This is a genomic window from Vreelandella neptunia (genome assembly GCF_000712975.1).
Classification (GTDB): Bacteria; Pseudomonadota; Gammaproteobacteria; order Pseudomonadales; family Halomonadaceae; genus Vreelandella; species Vreelandella qaidamensis.
Map to the genome: position 1 here is coordinate 53253 of NZ_JHQL01000003.1, position 17754 is coordinate 71006.

Below are 17754 nucleotides of genomic sequence, written 5' to 3' on the forward strand. Positions count from 1 at the left end.
TAACAAGGAGTGTTCACCTTGTCTGAACCTCTCACTGTGCCATCTGCGCTGACCGCTCAGGTAGACCGTTTGCTTCCCAGTGCGCGCTTAGGGCGTTTAGGCCGCCTGCGTCGCGGTTTGGAAAAAGAGGGCCTACGCGTTGACGCTAACGGCCATATTGCTCAAACACCGCATCCGTACGCGCTGGGTTCGAAATTAACCCACCCACATATCACTACGGACTACTCCGAAGCACTACTGGAATACATCACGCCAGTGTATTCAGAGCCAAAGGAAGCATTGGCCTTTTTATCCGACCTGCACACATTTACTTATCACCACTTAGAAAACGAGTGGATCTGGCCAGGCAGTATGCCGTCGCGACTTTCCGGTAACGATAGCGTCCCGATTGCCGACTACGGTAGCTCCAATGTGGGCACAATGAAGCATGTTTACCGTAAAGGGCTAGATGTGCGCTATGGCCGTATTATGCAGGCTATTGCTGGAGTGCATTACAACGTATCGCTACCAGAAGATATGTGGCACGCCTTACGTGAGCTTGAAAAAGCCACCAACATCCCTTTTAACGATTACCGCTCTACGCGCTACTTCGGCATGATTCGGCATTTTCGTCGGCATAGCTGGCTGCTGCTTTACCTATTCGGTGCATCACCCGCCATCGATAAAAGCTTTTTACCGACAGGCAACGTGCCAGAAAAACTTCAGTCGCTGAGCGATGACACTTATTACGCCCCCTATGCGACCACGTTGCGTATGTCGGATTTGGGTTACCAGAACAAAGTGCAGTCACAGCTTAAGATCTGCTTTAACTCGCTGTCTAATTACGTTAATACGTTGCGGCACGCTATTTCAACGCCGTGGCCAGATTATGAAAAATTGGGCGTGAAGAACGGCGATGAGTGGCAGCAGCTGAATGCCAATATTTTGCAGATTGAAAACGAATACTATAGCGATATCCGCCCCAAACGAGTTGCTAAGCATAACGAAACGCCCAGTCAGGCGCTTGAAGCGCGAGGGGTAGAGTACATCGAAGTGCGCTGCCTGGATCTCAATCCATTTGATCCGTTGGGTGTCACTGAAGACCAAATGCGTTTTGTGGATACATTTTTAATGTGGTGTCTATTAAGCGATAGCCCATGGATTTCAGACGAAGAGTGCGACCGCTTAGACGACAATCGTCGCTTAGTGGTAGAGCGTGGGCGTGACCCTGCGTTAAGCCTGGTGCACAACGGCAAAGCAACGTCTGTTCGCGAGTGGGGTGAGCAAATCTTTGCTGAAATGGCCGAGGTAGCACGTCTGCTAGACGCGGTAGAAGAAGACGCTCCTCATGCCGCGGCATTGGCTGGGTTGGCACCACTGCTGAAAGATCCATCGCTGACTCCCTCAGCGCAATTGCTGACGCGTCTTGAAGCGGGCAATGGCTCACTTAGCGATACGCTGTTGCACTTAGCTCAAGAGCAGGCCAACAAGCTTAAATCTACGCCCATGCTGCGTTCTCGTGAGGCACTACTTGCTCAGTTAATCGAAACCTCACACCAACAGCAGCACGATATTGAAGCGGCTGATCAAGAGAGCTTTAGTGAGTTTCTAAGCACTTATTTTGCCAAAGCGCGTGAATCCAGAGTGCTGTCGGCTATTTCACCAGAGGATGGTCAATGACCTCATTAGCTGTACGCCCCATCGCGTTAGCGGGGTTTGTCTTTTGTGTATTGATGATGGCAGTTGCCTTAGGGCTTGAGCATATTATGGGCCTGGAACCCTGTCCGCTGTGTATTTTTCAGCGGGTAGCGGTCATAGCTACTGGGTTAGTATTAGCTATTGCCGCCCTTCATAACCCTAACGGTGCACTAGGCAAAGCTATTTATGGTGTGCTTGGACTAGCCGCAGCGGGCACTGGCGCTTTTATTGCAGGTAGGCATGTATGGCTTCAGGGGTTGCCCGCCGATGAAGTGCCGACGTGTGGGCCTGGTCTTGAGTATATGATGGATATACTGCCCATGCAGGAAGTGGTTGCTATGGTGCTTACGGGCTCAGGAGAGTGCGCTGAAATCGACTTTATGTTCCTGGGACTGTCACTGCCTGCCTGGACCTTAATCGGCTTTTTATTGCTTGCTATCGCACCTCTACGTATTCTATGGGGTGTAAAGAAATATTAAAAAAGTGCTAAGGTTAGAGCCGGTTGATTGGTATCTTTTTATTAAGTAAATCGTACCCGCCAGGATTGACAGGTGACTAAGGACGCGCGAGTCTAACCCTGTTAAAGGCGGCTACAAGCAAGGAGAAGGCCCCATGCTCGAAGATTGCAAAAATGCCCTGGAGCGCTGGGGAGGCGTGCACAATTTGATTGATCGCTGGCTTGATCAGCGTCGCTCGTTACTGGTCAGTTTTATTGAACTGAAGGAAGCCTGCGATGCCGAACTAGAAGTGATTAGCAAAGCACGCATTGATACCTTTAGTGAACTGCTGATGGACTACATCAGCGCTGGGCACTTCGAAATTTATCCCCAGCTTGCTGAAGAAGCCAAGGCATTTGACGACGAGAACGCATTGCATATTGCTGCAAAACTTCTCGAGCGTTTAGAAATGTCAACGGCCATGGTGCTGGAGTTTGATGAAGACTTTGCCTCACCGGTGCGCTGTCAACAGAATCTAGTGCGTCTGCCTGCTTGGATTGACCGCTTAGCGAAAGGTTTAGCAGAACGCTTCGCCCTGGAAGATCAGCTAATTGCCCGCCTTCACGCCGCCCACAGCCCTCAGCAGATGAAGTCGCCTGCGTAGCGGCCGCGGGAGGCTGCTAACCCCCGATTTGGTCTCACACCTCGCGCCTTAGCCTACCGCCTATCACTAGCATGCAGGGGGTTAATAAGAGTGTCAGGGCAGTGGCGAAAGTAAGGCCTCCTGCAATCGCGCTGGACATTTGTGTCCACCACTGGGCGGAAGGGGCGTTAAACCCTAATGCGGGGGCAAAGAGGTTAACGTTGATGCCCAGCACCATGGGCATTAATCCCAGCACGGTGGTAATGGCGGTGAGAAGCACTGGACGCAGGCGCAGGGTGCCTGCTTCTAATGCTGCTTCTGTTGGGGTCATACCCTGGCCGCGCAGTTCGTTATAGGTGTCGATCAAGACGATATTGTTATTCACCACAATACCCGCCAAGGCGATAACGCCCATGCCGACCATGACAATGCCAAACGCTTGGCCAGTAATAAGTAGCCCCATCAAAACGCCCGCGGTGGAAAACACAATGGCCGATAGCACTAGTGCTGCTTGATAGTAGCTATTGAACTGTGTCACCAGAATCAGCGCCATTAATCCAATCGCAACCAAGAAAGCACTAATCAAGAACTGCATGGATTCCTGCTGATCCTCTTGTTCACCCGCCACATTAACCATCAAGCCATCGGCAAGCTGGCCTTGTCCTGCATCCAGTAGTGCCCGCAACCGCTCGTCCGCTAAATAGCCAGGTGCTAAATCTGCCTCAACGGTAATGGCGCGACGTCCATCAATTCGATTTAGGGTGCCCACTTTGGGGGCGGGTGTAATCTCCACAAAGTGAGCAATTGGCACTTGACCACGTGACGTGTTAATCGTCAGGCGCTCAAGCTGATTCAGTGTGCGCCAGTGCTCAGGCAAGCGCACGCGAATATCCACCTCATCGGTAACCGTGGGCGGGCGATAGTTGGCGACTTGAAGGCCAGTGGTTAGCAGTTGCACAGCACTACCAATAGTGGTGATGTCGGTGCCCATGCGGGCTGCGGCTTCTCGGTTAACCTTTACTTGCCATTCCACCCCCGGCAGGCTGCGGTTATCCTGTATGTCGATAAAACCGCCTAGCTCGCGCATTAGGGCAGTAATTTGGTCAACGCCGGCGTTGGCGATGTCTGGATCAGTAGCGCTGACTTCCAGAACAATCGGCTTACCGCCGCCAGGCCCCATCTCCTGTTCACGAAACTCTAGGGTAATGCCTGGCAAGTCCTCTGTGCGCTCGGCCATATCCGCCAAAATAGTGCGGGCCGGACGACGTTGATACCAGTCGATAAACTGAAACTGCAGTATCCCCACGACATCATTGCCTATTTGCTGGTCGGGTACCGCGAAAGAGCGTGCATAAAGGGCTTCAACTTCTCCCATACTGCCCAAGCGAGCTTCTACCCGCTGTAGGATGGCATCAGTTTCTTCGGCGGAAAAATCGCCGCGGGCACGTACCAGCACTTGAGCGCTGTCTGGTTCTACATTGGGAAAGAAATCAACACCATGATTGAAGCGTGCATAGCCGGTATACAGCAGCACAATGAAAAGCACCGCAAATACTAATACCCAAGCAGGGTGCTGCAACAAGCGTCCTAATACGTGGCGATAGCCGCGCCCAAGCGATGTGCCTTTATCAATAGGGCCTGCGCCAGCAGTAGCTGTGTGGGATGTGCGGGTAAACAGCCGACCCAGGGTAGGCAAGAAAACCAGCGCCATAGCGAGTGATGCAAGAAGACATAAAATGACGGTGGCAGGGAGATATTTCATAAACTGGCCTACCACGCCTGGCCAAAACAGCAGCGGCACAAATACCGCAAGCGTTGTTGCCGTAGAAGCTATGACAGGCCAGCTCATGCGCGTCGCCGCATTCAGCCACGCCTGGTGGGAAGACTGTCCCTCATGCAGGTGTCGGTCTGCGAGTTCGCTGACCACAATTGCACCATCCACTAGCATGCCCGCTACTAAAATGAGCCCAAATAGCACTACGATGTTAAGGGTAAAGCCAAATGCCCAGATTAGTAGGATGCCGGTTAAAAACGCACCAGGAATGGTTAATCCTACCAATAACGCCATACGCCATCCCATGACCGCCACCACGACAATCAACACTAGTACCACGGCGGTGACGACGTTATTAAGTAGCTCAGAGAGCATATTTTGAACGGTGACCGATTCATCCAAAATCGTGGTGATGCGCAGCTGATCCGGCAGCAGGTCATCCGCCTGGGCAAATCGCTCTCTTACTGCATCAATGGTGGCAATAATATTCGCCCCGGCGCGTTTGGAAATTTCCAGCACTACCGCCGGCTGGCCGTCAATGCGGGCAAATCCTTCAGGATCTTTGTAGGTGGGTAAAATCCAGGCAACGTCGCCAAATGTGACCACCTGATCGCCATCAACTTTTACTGGCATGTCCATGACATCGGTTAATGATTCGATAATGCCAGGTACTTTTAATGCTAACCGCCCAGCGCCAGTATCCAAGCTGCCTGCAGCCACCAAGCGATTATTGCGTGAGATTTGATTAAACAGCGTATCGAAGTCAACGCCATAGCTTTCCAGCACCAGCGGATCAACGACAATTTCGAGTAAGTCCTCGCGATCGCCAGCAATGTCGACTTCTAAAATGTCGGCAATGCCCTCTATTTCCTCTTTTAAGCGACGTGCAATGGTCACCCGCTCCCGGGTGTCCAGCTCGCCGGAAAGGCCGATGCTTAGCACCGGAAACTCAGAGACATTCACCTCCATTACCCGCGGCTCGTCAGCTTCATCCGGTAAGCTACTGCGGGCAATATCTACCCGTTCACGCACATCCGAAAGCGCTGTGTCTGGGTCAAAGCCAGGATCAAACTCCAGCGTCACCGAGCCATGGCCTTCGCTAGATTGGGCGGTAAACTTGCGCAGCCCTTCAATACCGCGCAACTCTTGCTCCATTGGCCGAATCAGCAGGCGCTCGCCATCTTCTGGGCTAACGCCTTCCAACGACAACGCAACGTAGATAATCGGAATAGTAACGTCTGGGTTAGCTTCCTTCGGAATCATCTGCCAGGCAGTTGTACCCGCCAACAGAAGGCCAACCAAGAGCAGCAGGGTGGTTCGCGTGTGGGTTAGCGCCGCATTAATTAACTGACGCATGACCATCTTCCTGGGCAGGCTCACTTTCCTCGCGTGATACAGGTATCACGGTGTCGCCTGGGTTAACTAATCCCGCGCCCAGAGTGATCAGCTGTACACGATTGGGCAAGCCGGAAACGTAGGCGCGTTCGGTATCGGCACTCACCAGCTCAATGGCCGTTTGGGCAACGCGGTTATTCTCAACGACATGTTTGATGGCTAATTGGCCCTGATCATTGAGGCTGAAAAGCGCCGGAGACAAGGTGTGAACCTGACGAGGGGGCAGCGTTATGGTGAATTCAGCGCTGCTCCCGGCTAAGCGTTGCCTGTCTGGATTGTCGAGTGTTACTTCCATATAGAATGTGCGAGTGGCTTCTACCGCACGGCTGCTAATGAAAGATACTTCGCCAGAGAGTGAGCGGCCATTGAGCAGTCGCGCAGTGACGGGTAAGCCAACGCTCAATTCGTCAATATGCTGTTGAGCAACCCAGGCAGTGCCGGTTAAGCGCCGGTCATCGATTAGCCGTGCCCACTCTTCGCCGGGTTGCAGTAAATCACCCAGTTCTACCTGGACTCTGTCTAGCACGCCCTCAAAGGGAGCGGTTGGTCGGGTATCGTTTAACTGCTTTTCCAACTGAGCGACCTGGGCTGCGCTGGCGCTTAATGCACTTTGCAGGCGCAGCAACTCTGGCTGAGAAATCAACTCACGGCGGCGTAGATTTTGAGCGCCCGCGTATTCCGCTTCAGCTAGCGCCAGCTCATCACGTGCTTGTTGTAGGCGTTGGGGCAGCGCGTCGTTGTCCAGTACCAGCAGTGTATCGCCTTGGCTGACGGTTTCTCCTTGGGTCACCGGTTTTTCTGCGACATAACCCGTCACGTTGGCGCGTAACAGTGTCTCTCTTTCCGCGGTTAGCTGGCCTTGCAGCACATGGTTAGGAATATAGGGCGCGCTCTGCTGGGTCATCACCTCCACACGAGGTGTTGAATCGCGTTCAATGGTGCCTGTCTCAGGCGGTGTGCTTTGAAAACGTTGAAAATCGCCAATTGCTAGCCATACCACAAGTGCCAGGACCAGTAAGCTAGCAAGCGCGTAAGAGTAAGGAATTCGTCGCATGGGGTAGTTATATCCGTATTAACCCAAAAATCACACAAGGTATGTCATGCAGAGAGGTAAGGCATGCCAAAAAGAGATAAAAAGAAGGTCTGCTTATTGACCAACACACCATAGCGCAACTGGCGTCTAGCAGCGAGTACCAAGCCACTGCGCGAATGGGTAGTAGTCTCATGTATGATTGAGTTTTTGCACATCTGGGCATACCATCTTGTCGTCTTGAGTTCTGTCGACCCACTCTCAGGCGAGAACCCACTTTAGGCGAACCATCAAGGAGCAATGATGAAAGATCCAGTACGTATTGCGATTACCGGCGGTGCCGGCCAGATCAGCTATTCTCTTATTTTCCGCATCGCCGCTGGCGATATGCTGGGGCCGGATCAGCCAGTCATTCTCCAGCTTCTCGAAATCCCCCAAGCCATGGACGCCCTGAGCGGCGTTGTCATGGAAGTTAACGACTGCGCCTTCCCGCTGGTACAAGACATCGTTGCTACTGATGATCCGAACGTTGCCTTTAAAGATGCCGATTTCGCCCTACTGGTAGGTGCACGTCCGCGTGGCCCGGGTATGGAACGTAAAGATCTGCTGGAAGCCAACGCCGCGATCTTCTCTGTACAAGGTAAAGCACTGAACGATCACGCTAGCCGTGACGTGCGTGTGCTAGTTGTCGGTAACCCGGCTAACACCAATGCGTTGATTGCTTCTTGCAACGCGCCCGACCTTGACGCAGGCCAGTTCACTGCAATGACGCGTTTGGACCACAACCGTGCGCTGACGCAGCTAGCTCAGAAAACCGGCAAGCACGTCACTGACGTTGACGGCATGATTATCTGGGGCAACCACAGTGCTACCCAGTACCCGGATCTGGCACAGTGCAAAGTAGACGGCAAAGCCGCCTTCGATCTGGTAGAGCGTGACTGGTACGAAAACGACTTTATTCCGACCGTGCAGCAGCGCGGCGCGGCGATTATCAAAGCACGCGGCGCGTCTTCTGCAGCGTCTGCGGCGTCTTCAGCCATTGATCACATGCGCGATTGGGCGCTGGGTTGCGATGGTATCGTCAGCATGGCGATCCCGTCTGACGGCAGCTATGGCATTGAAGAAGGCATCATCTACTCCTACCCGGTACGTTGCCAGGGTGGCAAGTATGAAATCGTTCAAGGCTTTGAACTGGACGCGTTCAGCAAAGAGAAGATGCAGGCGACCGAGAAAGAACTGCGTGAAGAGCGCGCAGCGGTTGAGCACCTGCTCGGCTAAGCACGCTGGCTGGCTTTCTTTGAACTGTTCTAAAAACCGTTTTAAGAACAGTGCCTAGTAATACCAAACCCCGCAAGCTTAATGCTTGCGGGGTTTTTCAATTTGGTCACTCAAGACTCACCACTCACCACAGCCGTCGTTCCCGACCCAGTCTCAACCCTGTCATTCCCGAATCAGCCCCAGGCCTGTCATTCCCGAATGGGGTAATCGGGAATCCACCTTGACCTTTGCCGCCGTAGCCCGAAAACCAAAGTCAAAATGGATTCCCGCTAAGGGCACGCGGGAATGACGGAGTTGGGGCAGCCCAAAATGGATTCCTGCTAAGGGAGCGCGGGAATGACGGAGTTGGGGCAGCCCAAAATGGATTCCCACTAAGGGCGTGCGGGAATGACGGGGGTGCACCACTCAATCCCGCAGGCTCATAATTCGCCAGTGGCGTTCTTCGGCGATTTGGCGCAGGGTGTCGTCGGGGTCGACGGCAACTGGGTGTTCCACTTGCTCAAGCAGCGGTAGGTCATTGTGGGAATCGCTGTAAAACCATGCGCCGTCCATGGTTAGCTCTTGATTCTCAAGCCACTGCTGCAAGCGAGTCACTTTACCTTCGCGGTAGCTAGGAATGCCTGATACTCGTCCTGTGTAGCGGCCATCGACCATTTCAGGGTCAACGGCAATGAGGTCGTCCACACCTAAGCGTTCGGCGATAGGGGCAGTAATAAAGCGGTTTGTAGCGGTGATAATCAGCAGTGTATCGCCTTTGGTGCGGTGGCGGGCAAGCAACTCCTCTGCCTTGGGCAGAATGTTGGGTTCTATCTTGCTGGCCATAAACTGCTGGTGCCAGGCGGCTAGTTGTTCAGGCGTATTTTCCGCCAGTGGCTTTAAGGCCATTTCTAGAAATGCTGCCATATCTAGCGTGCCGGCATTATAGTCAGCTAGGAAACGCTCATTGGCCTCGCGGTAGGCAATGGGGTCAACTGCACCTTGCTCAAGTAAAAACTCACCCCAGGCATGATCGCTGTCGATGGATAGCAGCGTATTATCCAAATCGAAAATGGCCAGACTCACGGCGCTCCCCTTATGGTGTTGGTTGGTTGCTGATGATTAGGTCAGTTATTAACGGTAGTCACGGTTTGCAAGGCGGCGAATTATCGCAGAGTCACCATGGTTTAACCACTTAGCGTTATATTGTATTGATACGCTTGTCTCCCTTGTGGAAAAATGGGGATAACTGAAAATTTATTAAGGTGATGTCCGTGATCGACGCTGACGGCTTTCGCCCCAATGTTGGCATTATTATTGCCAATAGCCAGGGGCAGCTGCTTTGGGCGCGTCGTGTAGGGCAAAACGCGTGGCAGTTTCCCCAGGGAGGCATCAAAGCAAACGAAACACCACATCAAGCACTTTTTCGTGAGCTTTTTGAGGAGATCGGCCTAACCGCCGACGACGTTGATATTGTCGCCTGTACTCGGGGATGGCTGCGCTACCGTCTACCACGACGCATGATTCGCACCCACTCACGGCCGGTTTGCATCGGTCAAAAGCAGAAGTGGTTTCTACTTAAAATTCGCTGCCAAGAAAATCGAATTTGCATGACGGCAACGCCCAACCCCGAATTCGATGGTTGGCGATGGGTCAGTTACTGGTATCCACTGGGGCAGGTGGTGCCGTTTAAACGTGAGGTATATCGGCGCGCGCTAAGAGAGCTTTCTCCTCGCGTTCAGCGCTTGGCGCAACAAGATAATGATGGATAACGTGTGCTCCACTGTTTTCAAAGCTGGTTTTCAAGAACTAGTTTTCAAGAACTGGTTTTCAAGAACTGGTTTTAAAAAAATAGTTTTTACGAGACAGTGAGAGTTGGCCGAAAATCCCTCAGCGAGGCAAATAATAGTGAATAGTAAAACGTCCATGCTTGAGGTGCTGCGACGCGTTATTCAAGAAGTGAATGGCGCTAGAAACCTCGACGCCGCGCTGTCAACGATGGTACGTCGCATACGCAAGGCGATGCAGACTGACGTGTGCTCCTTCTATTTGTATGACAAGGAGCTTGAGTCACTCGTATTGATGGAAACCATTGGCCTGCGTACGCAAGCAGTAGGCCGTGTGGTATTGCCGCTAGGGGAAGGCCTGGTGGGGCTAGTGGCTAAGCGCAGTGAACCGCTTAATTTAGAAGACGCCCAGTCCCACTCCCATTTTCGTTATTTTGAAGCGACCGGCGAGGAGCGCTACTCAAGTTTTCTTGGCGTGCCCATTATTCATCAACGCCTTATGCTGGGCGTTTTGGTCGTACAGCAGGCTGAAAAACGCCAGTATGACGATGAAGACGAAGCTTTTCTTGTCACCATGGCTGCCCAGTTAGCGGGAGTACTGGCTCATGCGCTGGCGACGGGTAACCTAGCCCGTCCGGCCCTTCCGGGTGGTCAAGCCATGTTCAAGGGCGTGGCAGCGTCGCCGGGGATGGCGATGGGGGAGGCGGTGGTGATTACGCCACCCGCTGACTTGAATAGCGTTCCTGATCTTATTCCTAGTGATCAAGACTACGAAGTTGCGCGGTTAAAAGAAGCCATTGGCAAAACCCGCGATGAAATTCGTGCGGCAGCAGAGCGCTTAGTTAACCGAATATCTTCTCAAGAGCTGGCGCTATTTGACGTCTATCAACAAATGCTCGGTGAAGCAGCGCTTTCTGAAGAAGTTGAAAAACGCATTCGTGAAGGCCAATGGGCGCCGGGAGCACTGGCCGATGTCGTGCGTCGGCATGTTCAATACCTTGAACGAGTAGACGACGACTACCTACGGGAGCGGGCGGCAGATATTCGTGATCTTGGCCGCCGTGTGCTGGCGCATCTTCAGGAGGACACACCCTCTACCCCAGAAACCTACCCGGAAAATGCCATTCTAGTCGGCGATGAAATTAGCGTTGCTATGCTGGGTGAAGTGCCAAGAGACAAACTCAAAGGCCTAGTGTCGGTGCGCGGCTCAAGTACCTCGCACGTTGCTATTGTTGCTCGTGCCATGGGGATTCCTACGGTGCTGGGGATGGTAGATCTTCCTCTGCCGCGTTTGAACGGTGCGCCGGTAGTGCTGGATGGTCACCGAGGCCGGCTATTTGTGCGTCCAGCGGCTGAGTTAAAAGCTCGCTACGAAAGCCTGATTGCTGAAGAGGCAGCGCTGAGCGAGCTTCTGGAGCACGAGCAAGACTTGCCCAGCGAAACACCCGATGGCCATACAATGCCGTTGATGGTGAACACAGGGCTTGCTGTTGATGCCTCTGCGCTGCTAAAAAGCCGTATTGGTGGCGTAGGGCTATACCGTACTGAAGTGCCTTTTATGATTACCGAGCGCTTCCCCGGTGAAAAAGAGCAAATGCGCATGTACCGCGAGCAGCTGGAAGGTTTTGCGCCGTTGCCAGTCGTCATGCGAACGCTGGATATCGGCGGTGACAAAGACCTTCCCTATTTTCCTATTGAAGAAGCGAATCCGTTCTTGGGCTGGCGGGGGATGCGGGTAACCCTTGATCATCCAGAAGTATTGATGGTTCAGCTGCGTGCTATGTTGAAAGCATCGCATGATTTAAACAATCTCTATGTACTCTTCCCGATGATTACAAATGTGGAAGAGGTCGATGAAGCCATTCGCCTGCTAGATCGTGCCATTTTAGAGTTAGGCGAAGAAGGAATTGCGGTTGAACGGCCCAAAGTGGGTGTGATGATTGAAGTGCCGGCGACGATTTATCAAATGGATGCGTTGGCGAAGCGGGTGGATTTCTTCTCGGTGGGTAGTAATGACCTCACCCAATATTTGCTCGCAGTAGATCGCAACAATCCTCGCGTCTCTAGCCTGTACGATGCCTTACACCCAGCGCTATTAGGTGCGCTACAAGAGCTCGCCCAGGATGCGAAACGACTAGAAAAGCCCATATCGTTATGCGGTGAATTAGCGGGCGATCCTGCTGGTGCGCTGTTACTAATGGCCATGGGGTTTACCAGCCTTTCCATGAATGCCCCTAGCCTACCCAAAGTACGAGCGGCTATCCGGCGCGTGTCTATGCACGATGCACAAACACTGCTCAGCGAAATCATGGAGCGGGATACCCCAGCGTTGGTGCATGAACATCTCAATAAGCGCATGGATGAGTGGCAGCTTTCACATTTATTGCCCCCACGAGATTAATGCCGAGACTCATGCCTGGCAGGGGTGGTCTAGAGCTGAAGTGTTAGTGAGTTTTTAAGGTGGTCTCCCCCTCAAATCGACCGAGTGGCCCAAACCGCTGCTCGGTTATGTTTATTTGCCCCTGCTGATTTAGCGTTAGCCAAGTAGTCGCTCGGGTGCCGTAGTGTTCACCCACTATAAATGCAGAAGAGAGCTGACGCTCCAGTGTTAACCCCACTCCGGTGTCTGGTAGCTGATCATCTGGTGCCGTTTGTGGGTTGTGTAGCGCCTGTTGTGTTGCGCTTTGCCACTGTTCGTTGGTGCTGGTTAATAAGGCATTGCGAACCAGGTTCAATTTTGGCCAGGGCGTGTTCAGAGTGGCATTCGATAGGCCATGAACCCCAGGGGTAACACGGGTAAGCACGACCCCGTGCAGGCCGCGGTGTATATGCCACAGACGATCTTGAGTGGCTACTAGTAAGTTGAATCCAGCATAGTGGAGGGCTGTTTTGTTTTCTAAGGTGGTAAGCCAGGTTTCCACATCATCGCTTTGTAGAACGCTCGCCACCAGTTCGCCGCGGCTAGGCGCATTGCCAGGTGTTGCCAGTCGAGGGTCGCGTACATTGGTTAATGCAGCGACAACCCCTTTCGAGTTTGCCGCTAACCACGTTCCGCCAGCTTCCAAGTCGCGCCCTCCTACCAGAGAAGGCTGCTCTTCCCAGCGTGCGAGTGGTGCGGTAGGCCGCTGATGAAATTCATCTCGATTGCCTGCTAGGCGCAAGGGAATGGTTGCGCCAGGAGACCAAGAAAAAGTGATTAAACACATAGGTGAGGCTCACAAACGGTATTAGAAACCCAATCAGCCAGTGAGGCATGACAGTATGGAAGCGTAGACATACAATTAACATTAATATAAACATGCTTAGCCATGCTATGGCCGCCAACATGTTAAGGCGCATTATTTAAGAAGCCACCTAGGAAGGCGCACACTATGCAACGCTATCAGCGAGAGCACTTCTGGAACGCCATCGTTTGGCCTATTTTATGGCCTCTTTTACTGGTACAGGTGGCATTGGTACTGCTCTGTGTATTGGTCGGATGGGTCGTTTGGGGGCTTTCACCAGGACAAACATCGTGGAGCACCACGCTATGGCTAACGTTAGCACTGCTGTTAGGCAGTTGTTTAAACGTTAGCGTCTTTTTGATGTTGATTAAAAGTCGTGCAAAACAGAAAGATGCCCGCTTTATGCAAGAGCTTGCAGAGCTGGAGCACCATGCGAATGCAGTAGCGACGATGCTAGTAGCTTCAAAGGCTGATGTGAAGGAGCCAGCAGCAGTAAAAAACGCGGGAGAGCTGCCTTTAACGCGCTTAGCGTCGGTTAATCAATGGTTAGTCAGCGTCGAACGTGCTTTAAGAAATAAGCAGTTGCCAGCGACTTCTGGTGTCCACATTAAACCCGACCCTACCTTGCTTGATGACCTTCATCACCATCAAAAACAGTTGAAGCATCTTATCGCAGGACGTGACCGCGCGCGTGAGGAGTCACGTTTAAAATCAGGCTATTTAACGTTGCTACAACGCGAAGCCGACACGCTGTTTGATTATTTAAGCACTATGTTGGAAGAGGACAATTCGCATGCATGCCAAAAAAATATTACCTACGTGCGTGAGCGACTGGCAGATATACGTGCATTACTTGCTAATTTTGCTGAGCAAAGCGTCAATGAAACAGACGACTATGAACAGCCACACGCTATTTTAGAGCGCAAGCTACGTATTCTGGTCGTTGACGATGGCCCTGTTAATTTAATGCTGGCGCGTCAAATGTTGGAAACTCAAGGGCTTCAGGTGGATGGTGTTAGTAGTGGCGAGCAGGCGCTAGACCGCCAGCAAACGACCTTTTATGACCTCGTATTTATGGATATTTTTATGCCGACATTAGATGGGCTAGAAACCGCACGCCGCTGGCGAACCTTCGAGCACCTTAGTGGCGGCCAACAGCGTAGCGCATTGATCGCGCTGACCGCTAATGTCGATAACACGGGTGCCGATGCTTATAACGCTGCAGGAATAGATGACGTATTAGCAAAGCCTTACAAGCCTGAAACGCTGCTCAGTATGATCACTAAGTGGGTGCCTGGTGCGCATAATCAGGTGCAACAAAAATGACAGCATTGAGTATTTGGGCAGGATATTTATTGTTGGGCTCAGCGGCAGGTACGATGGCCGGACTGTTTGGTGTGGGGGGCGGTTTAATCATTGTTCCTGCGCTGGTGTTTGCATTCGGTCTACAAGGAGTGGCCCCTGAAATCACCATGCATTTAGCGGTGGGTACATCACTAGCAACCATTGTTATTACCGGTGCTTCGTCAGCGTTAGGACATTATCGAAAAGGTAGTATTCATAAACCATGGTTTATGGCGTTGTTGCCAGGGCTAATGCTAGGGGCAATTGGTGGCGGTTTTATCGCAGACAACCTTTCCGGCACTGTGCTAGGCACGTTGTTCGGCGTATTTGTGTTGCTATTAGCCACTAAAATGGTGCTTGGCCTTTCACCTAAGCCAGGTAGTGTGCCTCCGGGTAACGCCCCCATGGCCATTGCCGGCGGCGTGGTAGGCACCATATCAGCGCTGTTTGGCATCGGCGGTGGCGCAATGACGGTTCCCTGGCTCTCTCGGTGTGGTGCGAGTATGACCCAGGCAGTGGGAACTTCCGCTGCTTGTGGCTTACCAATAGCAGCCGTTGGGGCAATAACGTTTATAGTGGTGGGGTGGGGTAACCCGCTGTTACCGCCCTGGGCGACTGGATTCGTCATGTGGCCTGCATTTATTGGTATTGTGCTTACAAGCGTTCCCTTTGCCCGCATTGGCGTTCGCTTAGCCCATGTGCTTCCAGCCAATGTACTGAGATTTTCGTTTGCAGCTTTGCTGGCCGCCGTAGGTATACGCTTTATATTGGCGTAATTTTGAATAGCGGCTTAACTCGCTGATGTCATGCTGCTGTTTTTCACTTACTATTTTTCACTTACTGTTTTTTCACCTGCTATTTTCCTCCTGTTACCTCTAGAGATGCTCAATGATTAATTACCCAACGATTGACCCTGTCGCTATTTCATTAGGCCCGCTGCAGGTCCATTGGTACGGCTTAATGTATGTAGTGGGCTTTGTTGCGGCATGGTGGTTAGGGTGTAAGCGGGCACCGCGTATTGGCCTTACGAAAGATGATATTGGTGATTTACTGTTTTACTGTGCCATTGGTGTGGTAGTAGGAGGGCGTCTAGGGTATGCGCTGTTTTACGGGTTAGGCCAGTGGGCCGCTGACCCATTATGGGTATTCCGCGTGTGGGATGGCGGTATGAGTTTTCATGGTGGCTTACTAGGGGTGCTGTTAGCGGCATGGCTATTTGCACGTCGTAAACAGCTGGCATTTCTCACATTAACGGACTTTATTGCCCCTCTGGTACCAATCGGTTTAGGTGCAGGACGGATTGGTAATTTCATCAACCATGAACTCCCGGGGCGTGTAACGTCGCTACCTTGGGGAATGCCGTTTCCTGGTATGGGGCCAGAGCCACGTCACCCTTCCGCGCTTTATGAAGCTTTCCTGGAAGGGATCATACTGTTTGCCATTCTGTGGTGGGTGTCTGCTGAACCACGTGCCAGAGGGTTCTTATCGGGTTTATTCCTACTAGGTTATGGCGTTTTCCGCTTTATGGTTGAATTTGTACGCATGCCCGACGCCCACATTGGCTACCTTGCCTTTGGCTGGTTCACGATGGGTATGCTGCTCACGCTCCCGATGATTGCGCTAGGTCTACTCTTTATTGCTTGGTCACGCAACCAACCCGTTGATGCCAAGGTGTAGAAAGTGAGGAGTGAGGAGTGAGGAGTGAGGAGTGAGGAGTGAGGAGTGAGGAGTGAGGGGAATGCTCCTGGCCGCCTGATGTTTACGCGTATAGAATATGTGCCCAAATTGATTTTTAATCTGGAATTTCTGTGACTGCAATAACGCCCACGCCGAAAGACGCGCTTGAACAGCCGTACCTAGACTTAATGCGCACTGTGCTGGAGCAGGGCGTTGATCGGAATGACCGCACTGGCGTTGGTACGCGCTCAGTGTTTGGTCATCAAATGCGCTTCGATCTCTCGCGCGGCTTCCCGCTACTCACCACAAAAAAGCTACACCTACGCTCTATCATTCATGAGCTGCTGTGGTTCCTTAAAGGCGATACCAATATTGGGTATCTTAAAGAGAACGGCGTGCGCATCTGGGACGAATGGGCAGATGAAAATGGTGACCTTGGTCCTGTTTATGGCTACCAATGGCGCAGCTGGCCGGCCCCAAGCGGTGGAAGCGTTGATCAGATTTCCAACGTGTTAGCGCAAATTCGCACCACTCCCCAGTCGCGGCGACTGATTGTTTCAGCCTGGAATCCAGGTCAAGTCGATGAAATGAAGTTGCCGCCTTGCCACTGTTTGTTTCAATTTTACGTGGCTAATGGGCGTCTCTCGTGCCAGCTTTACCAGCGTAGTGCCGATATCTTTTTAGGCGTGCCGTTTAATATTGCAAGCTATGCGCTACTGCTTGCCATGGTTGCCCAGGTAACCGGCCTTGAGCCAGGTGAGTTTGTGCATACGCTAGGCGATGCACATCTCTACAGCAATCATTTAGAGCAGGCCCAAGAACAATTGGGCCGTACACCTAAAGCGCCGCCACGTTTAGTGCTTAACCCCCAGGTCACTAACCTGTTCGATTTTACCTTCGACGATATCCATATTGATGGATATGAATCGCACCCACACATCAAAGCACAGGTAGCCGTATGAACCAGCACAGTGTGTATGAACCGTTAGTGCCGGTCGCCATGATTGTGGCAATGGCTAAAAATCGGGTAATTGGCGTAGAAGGTAAACTACCCTGGTACCTGCCTGAAGATTTAAAATTCTTCAAACGTATGACCCAAGCCAAGCCGCTAGTCATGGGGCGTAAAACCTACGCTTCGATAGGTAAGCCGTTGCCCAATCGGCTCAATATTGTTGTCACTCGTGACACAGGCTTTACGGCTGAAGGCGTGAGAATATGCCATGAATTACCAGCGGCATTAGCATTGGCTGACCAACAAGCTACTATTGAAGCTGCCGAAGAAATTATGGTGATGGGAGGGGGTGAGATCTACCGACAAGCGCTTCCTTATGCGCAACGCCTCTATATTACTGAAGTCGATGTGAATGTTGAAGGTGATGCCGTCTTCCCTGAATTCTCTATGAAAGAGTGGCAGGAAGTTCAGCGCGTAGCGGGTACGCCAGCAGAAGGACAGCCTCAATACGACTTTGTCGTTTACGAGCGGATCGCCGACTGATTAACGCAAAGGAGGGG

At 52.2% G+C, this 17754-nt stretch carries 15 protein-coding genes; 11 read left to right on the forward strand and 4 right to left on the reverse strand.

The genetic code is table 11. From position 1 onward, the window contains the following. The first annotated feature begins 18 nt into the window (after positions 1-18). The 3 genes from gshA to rsd all read left to right on the forward strand — a co-directional run bounded on the left by gshA (position 19) and on the right by rsd (position 2778). Positions 19-1659 carry a glutamate--cysteine ligase gene (gshA, locus tag CR46_RS0108420; protein ID WP_030071843.1) on the forward strand — a complete coding sequence of 547 codons (1641 nt, stop codon included), beginning with the start codon at positions 19-21 and terminating at the stop codon, positions 1657-1659. Then, positions 1656-2156, forward strand: a complete 501-nt coding sequence (locus tag CR46_RS0108425) for a disulfide bond formation protein B (protein WP_030071844.1) — start codon at positions 1656-1658, stop codon at positions 2154-2156. The genes gshA and CR46_RS0108425 overlap by 4 nt, the downstream gene beginning before the upstream one ends. 133 nt (positions 2157-2289) lie before the next feature. Next, a complete protein-coding gene (gene rsd, locus CR46_RS0108430; RefSeq protein WP_030071846.1) occupies positions 2290-2778 on the forward strand; it encodes a sigma D regulator in 489 nt (162 codons plus the stop codon). Positions 2779-2812: 34 nt separating this feature from the next. On the opposite strand, the gene CR46_RS0108435 is transcribed toward rsd, so the two are convergent. Continuing rightward, the gene (locus CR46_RS0108435; RefSeq protein ID WP_030071848.1) at positions 2813-5887 is read right to left on the reverse strand and encodes an efflux RND transporter permease subunit; all 3075 of its coding nucleotides are present in this window, start codon (positions 5885-5887) and stop codon (positions 2813-2815) included. Continuing rightward, complete coding sequence (locus CR46_RS0108440; protein WP_030071850.1) at positions 5871-6980, reverse strand: efflux RND transporter periplasmic adaptor subunit; 1110 nt, start codon at positions 6978-6980, stop codon at positions 5871-5873. Before CR46_RS0108440 ends, CR46_RS0108435 begins: the two co-directional genes overlap by 17 nt. A gap of 279 nt (positions 6981-7259) precedes the next feature. On the opposite strand from CR46_RS0108440, the gene CR46_RS0108445 reads away from it, so the two are divergent. Next, positions 7260-8234, forward strand: coding sequence for a malate dehydrogenase (locus CR46_RS0108445; RefSeq protein WP_030071852.1), 975 nt, complete (start codon positions 7260-7262; stop codon positions 8232-8234). Between the two features lie 405 nt (positions 8235-8639). Here the strand turns inward: CR46_RS0108445 and CR46_RS0108450 are convergent, their stop codons facing one another. Further along, positions 8640-9296: a histidinol-phosphatase gene (locus CR46_RS0108450; RefSeq protein ID WP_030071854.1), complete on the reverse strand. Its 657-nt coding sequence runs from the start codon at positions 9294-9296 to the stop codon at positions 8640-8642. A 188-nt stretch (positions 9297-9484) separates the two neighbouring features. Between CR46_RS0108450 and CR46_RS0108455 the strand changes: the two genes are divergently transcribed. Both CR46_RS0108455 and ptsP read left to right on the forward strand, forming a co-directional pair. Then, positions 9485-9982 (forward strand): RNA pyrophosphohydrolase, encoded by a 498-nt coding sequence (locus tag CR46_RS0108455; protein WP_030071856.1) that lies wholly within the window; start codon positions 9485-9487, stop codon positions 9980-9982. Between the two features lie 154 nt (positions 9983-10136). Beyond that, on the forward strand, positions 10137-12398 hold the full coding sequence (gene ptsP / locus CR46_RS0108460) for a phosphoenolpyruvate--protein phosphotransferase (protein ID WP_030071859.1): 2262 nt from the start codon (positions 10137-10139) through the stop codon (positions 12396-12398). 43 nt (positions 12399-12441) lie between these two features. Here the strand turns inward: ptsP and CR46_RS0108465 are convergent, their stop codons facing one another. Continuing rightward, positions 12442-13203, reverse strand: coding sequence for an NRDE family protein (locus CR46_RS0108465; RefSeq protein ID WP_030071861.1), 762 nt, complete (start codon positions 13201-13203; stop codon positions 12442-12444). A gap of 165 nt (positions 13204-13368) precedes the next feature. Here CR46_RS0108465 and CR46_RS0108470 point away from each other — a divergent pair, with 165 nt between their 5' ends. The 5 genes from CR46_RS0108470 to CR46_RS0108490 all read left to right on the forward strand — a co-directional run bounded on the left by CR46_RS0108470 (position 13369) and on the right by CR46_RS0108490 (position 17737). Next, positions 13369-14547, forward strand: a complete 1179-nt coding sequence (locus tag CR46_RS0108470) for a response regulator (RefSeq protein WP_030071863.1) — start codon at positions 13369-13371, stop codon at positions 14545-14547. After that, on the forward strand, positions 14544-15341 hold the full coding sequence (locus CR46_RS0108475; RefSeq protein WP_030071866.1) for a sulfite exporter TauE/SafE family protein: 798 nt from the start codon (positions 14544-14546) through the stop codon (positions 15339-15341). Before CR46_RS0108470 ends, CR46_RS0108475 begins: the two co-directional genes overlap by 4 nt. A gap of 112 nt (positions 15342-15453) precedes the next feature. Continuing rightward, positions 15454-16242, forward strand: a complete 789-nt coding sequence (lgt, locus tag CR46_RS0108480; protein ID WP_030071868.1) for a prolipoprotein diacylglyceryl transferase — start codon at positions 15454-15456, stop codon at positions 16240-16242. 188 nt (positions 16243-16430) lie between these two features. Then, positions 16431-17204, forward strand: coding sequence for a thymidylate synthase (locus tag CR46_RS0108485; RefSeq protein ID WP_232222377.1), 774 nt, complete (start codon positions 16431-16433; stop codon positions 17202-17204). Further along, complete coding sequence (locus tag CR46_RS0108490; protein WP_030071871.1) at positions 17201-17737, forward strand: dihydrofolate reductase; 537 nt, start codon at positions 17201-17203, stop codon at positions 17735-17737. Before CR46_RS0108485 ends, CR46_RS0108490 begins: the two co-directional genes overlap by 4 nt. The last annotated feature ends 17 nt before the right edge of the window (positions 17738-17754 follow it).

What these genes read in the sequence shown, in the direction of transcription:
- CR46_RS0108425 (WP_030071844.1), top strand. Translation starts at nt 1,656, where the DNA reads ATGACCTCATTAGCTGTACGCCCCATCGCGTTAGCGGGGTTTGTCTTT.
- rsd (WP_030071846.1), top strand. Translation starts at nt 2,290, where the DNA reads ATGCTCGAAGATTGCAAAAATGCCCTGGAGCGCTGGGGAGGCGTGCAC.
- CR46_RS0108435 (WP_030071848.1), bottom strand. Translation starts at nt 5,887, where the DNA reads ATGCGTCAGTTAATTAATGCGGCGCTAACCCACACGCGAACCACCCTG.
- CR46_RS0108440 (WP_030071850.1), bottom strand. Translation starts at nt 6,980, where the DNA reads ATGCGACGAATTCCTTACTCTTACGCGCTTGCTAGCTTACTGGTCCTG.
- CR46_RS0108445 (WP_030071852.1), top strand. Translation starts at nt 7,260, where the DNA reads ATGAAAGATCCAGTACGTATTGCGATTACCGGCGGTGCCGGCCAGATC.
- ptsP (WP_030071859.1), top strand. Translation starts at nt 10,137, where the DNA reads ATGCTTGAGGTGCTGCGACGCGTTATTCAAGAAGTGAATGGCGCTAGA.
- CR46_RS0108465 (WP_030071861.1), bottom strand. Translation starts at nt 13,203, where the DNA reads ATGTGTTTAATCACTTTTTCTTGGTCTCCTGGCGCAACCATTCCCTTG.
- CR46_RS0108470 (WP_030071863.1), top strand. Translation starts at nt 13,369, where the DNA reads ATGCAACGCTATCAGCGAGAGCACTTCTGGAACGCCATCGTTTGGCCT.
- CR46_RS0108475 (WP_030071866.1), top strand. Translation starts at nt 14,544, where the DNA reads ATGACAGCATTGAGTATTTGGGCAGGATATTTATTGTTGGGCTCAGCG.
- lgt (WP_030071868.1), top strand. Translation starts at nt 15,454, where the DNA reads ATGATTAATTACCCAACGATTGACCCTGTCGCTATTTCATTAGGCCCG.
- CR46_RS0108485 (WP_232222377.1), top strand. Translation starts at nt 16,431, where the DNA reads ATGCGCACTGTGCTGGAGCAGGGCGTTGATCGGAATGACCGCACTGGC.
- CR46_RS0108490 (WP_030071871.1), top strand. Translation starts at nt 17,201, where the DNA reads ATGAACCAGCACAGTGTGTATGAACCGTTAGTGCCGGTCGCCATGATT.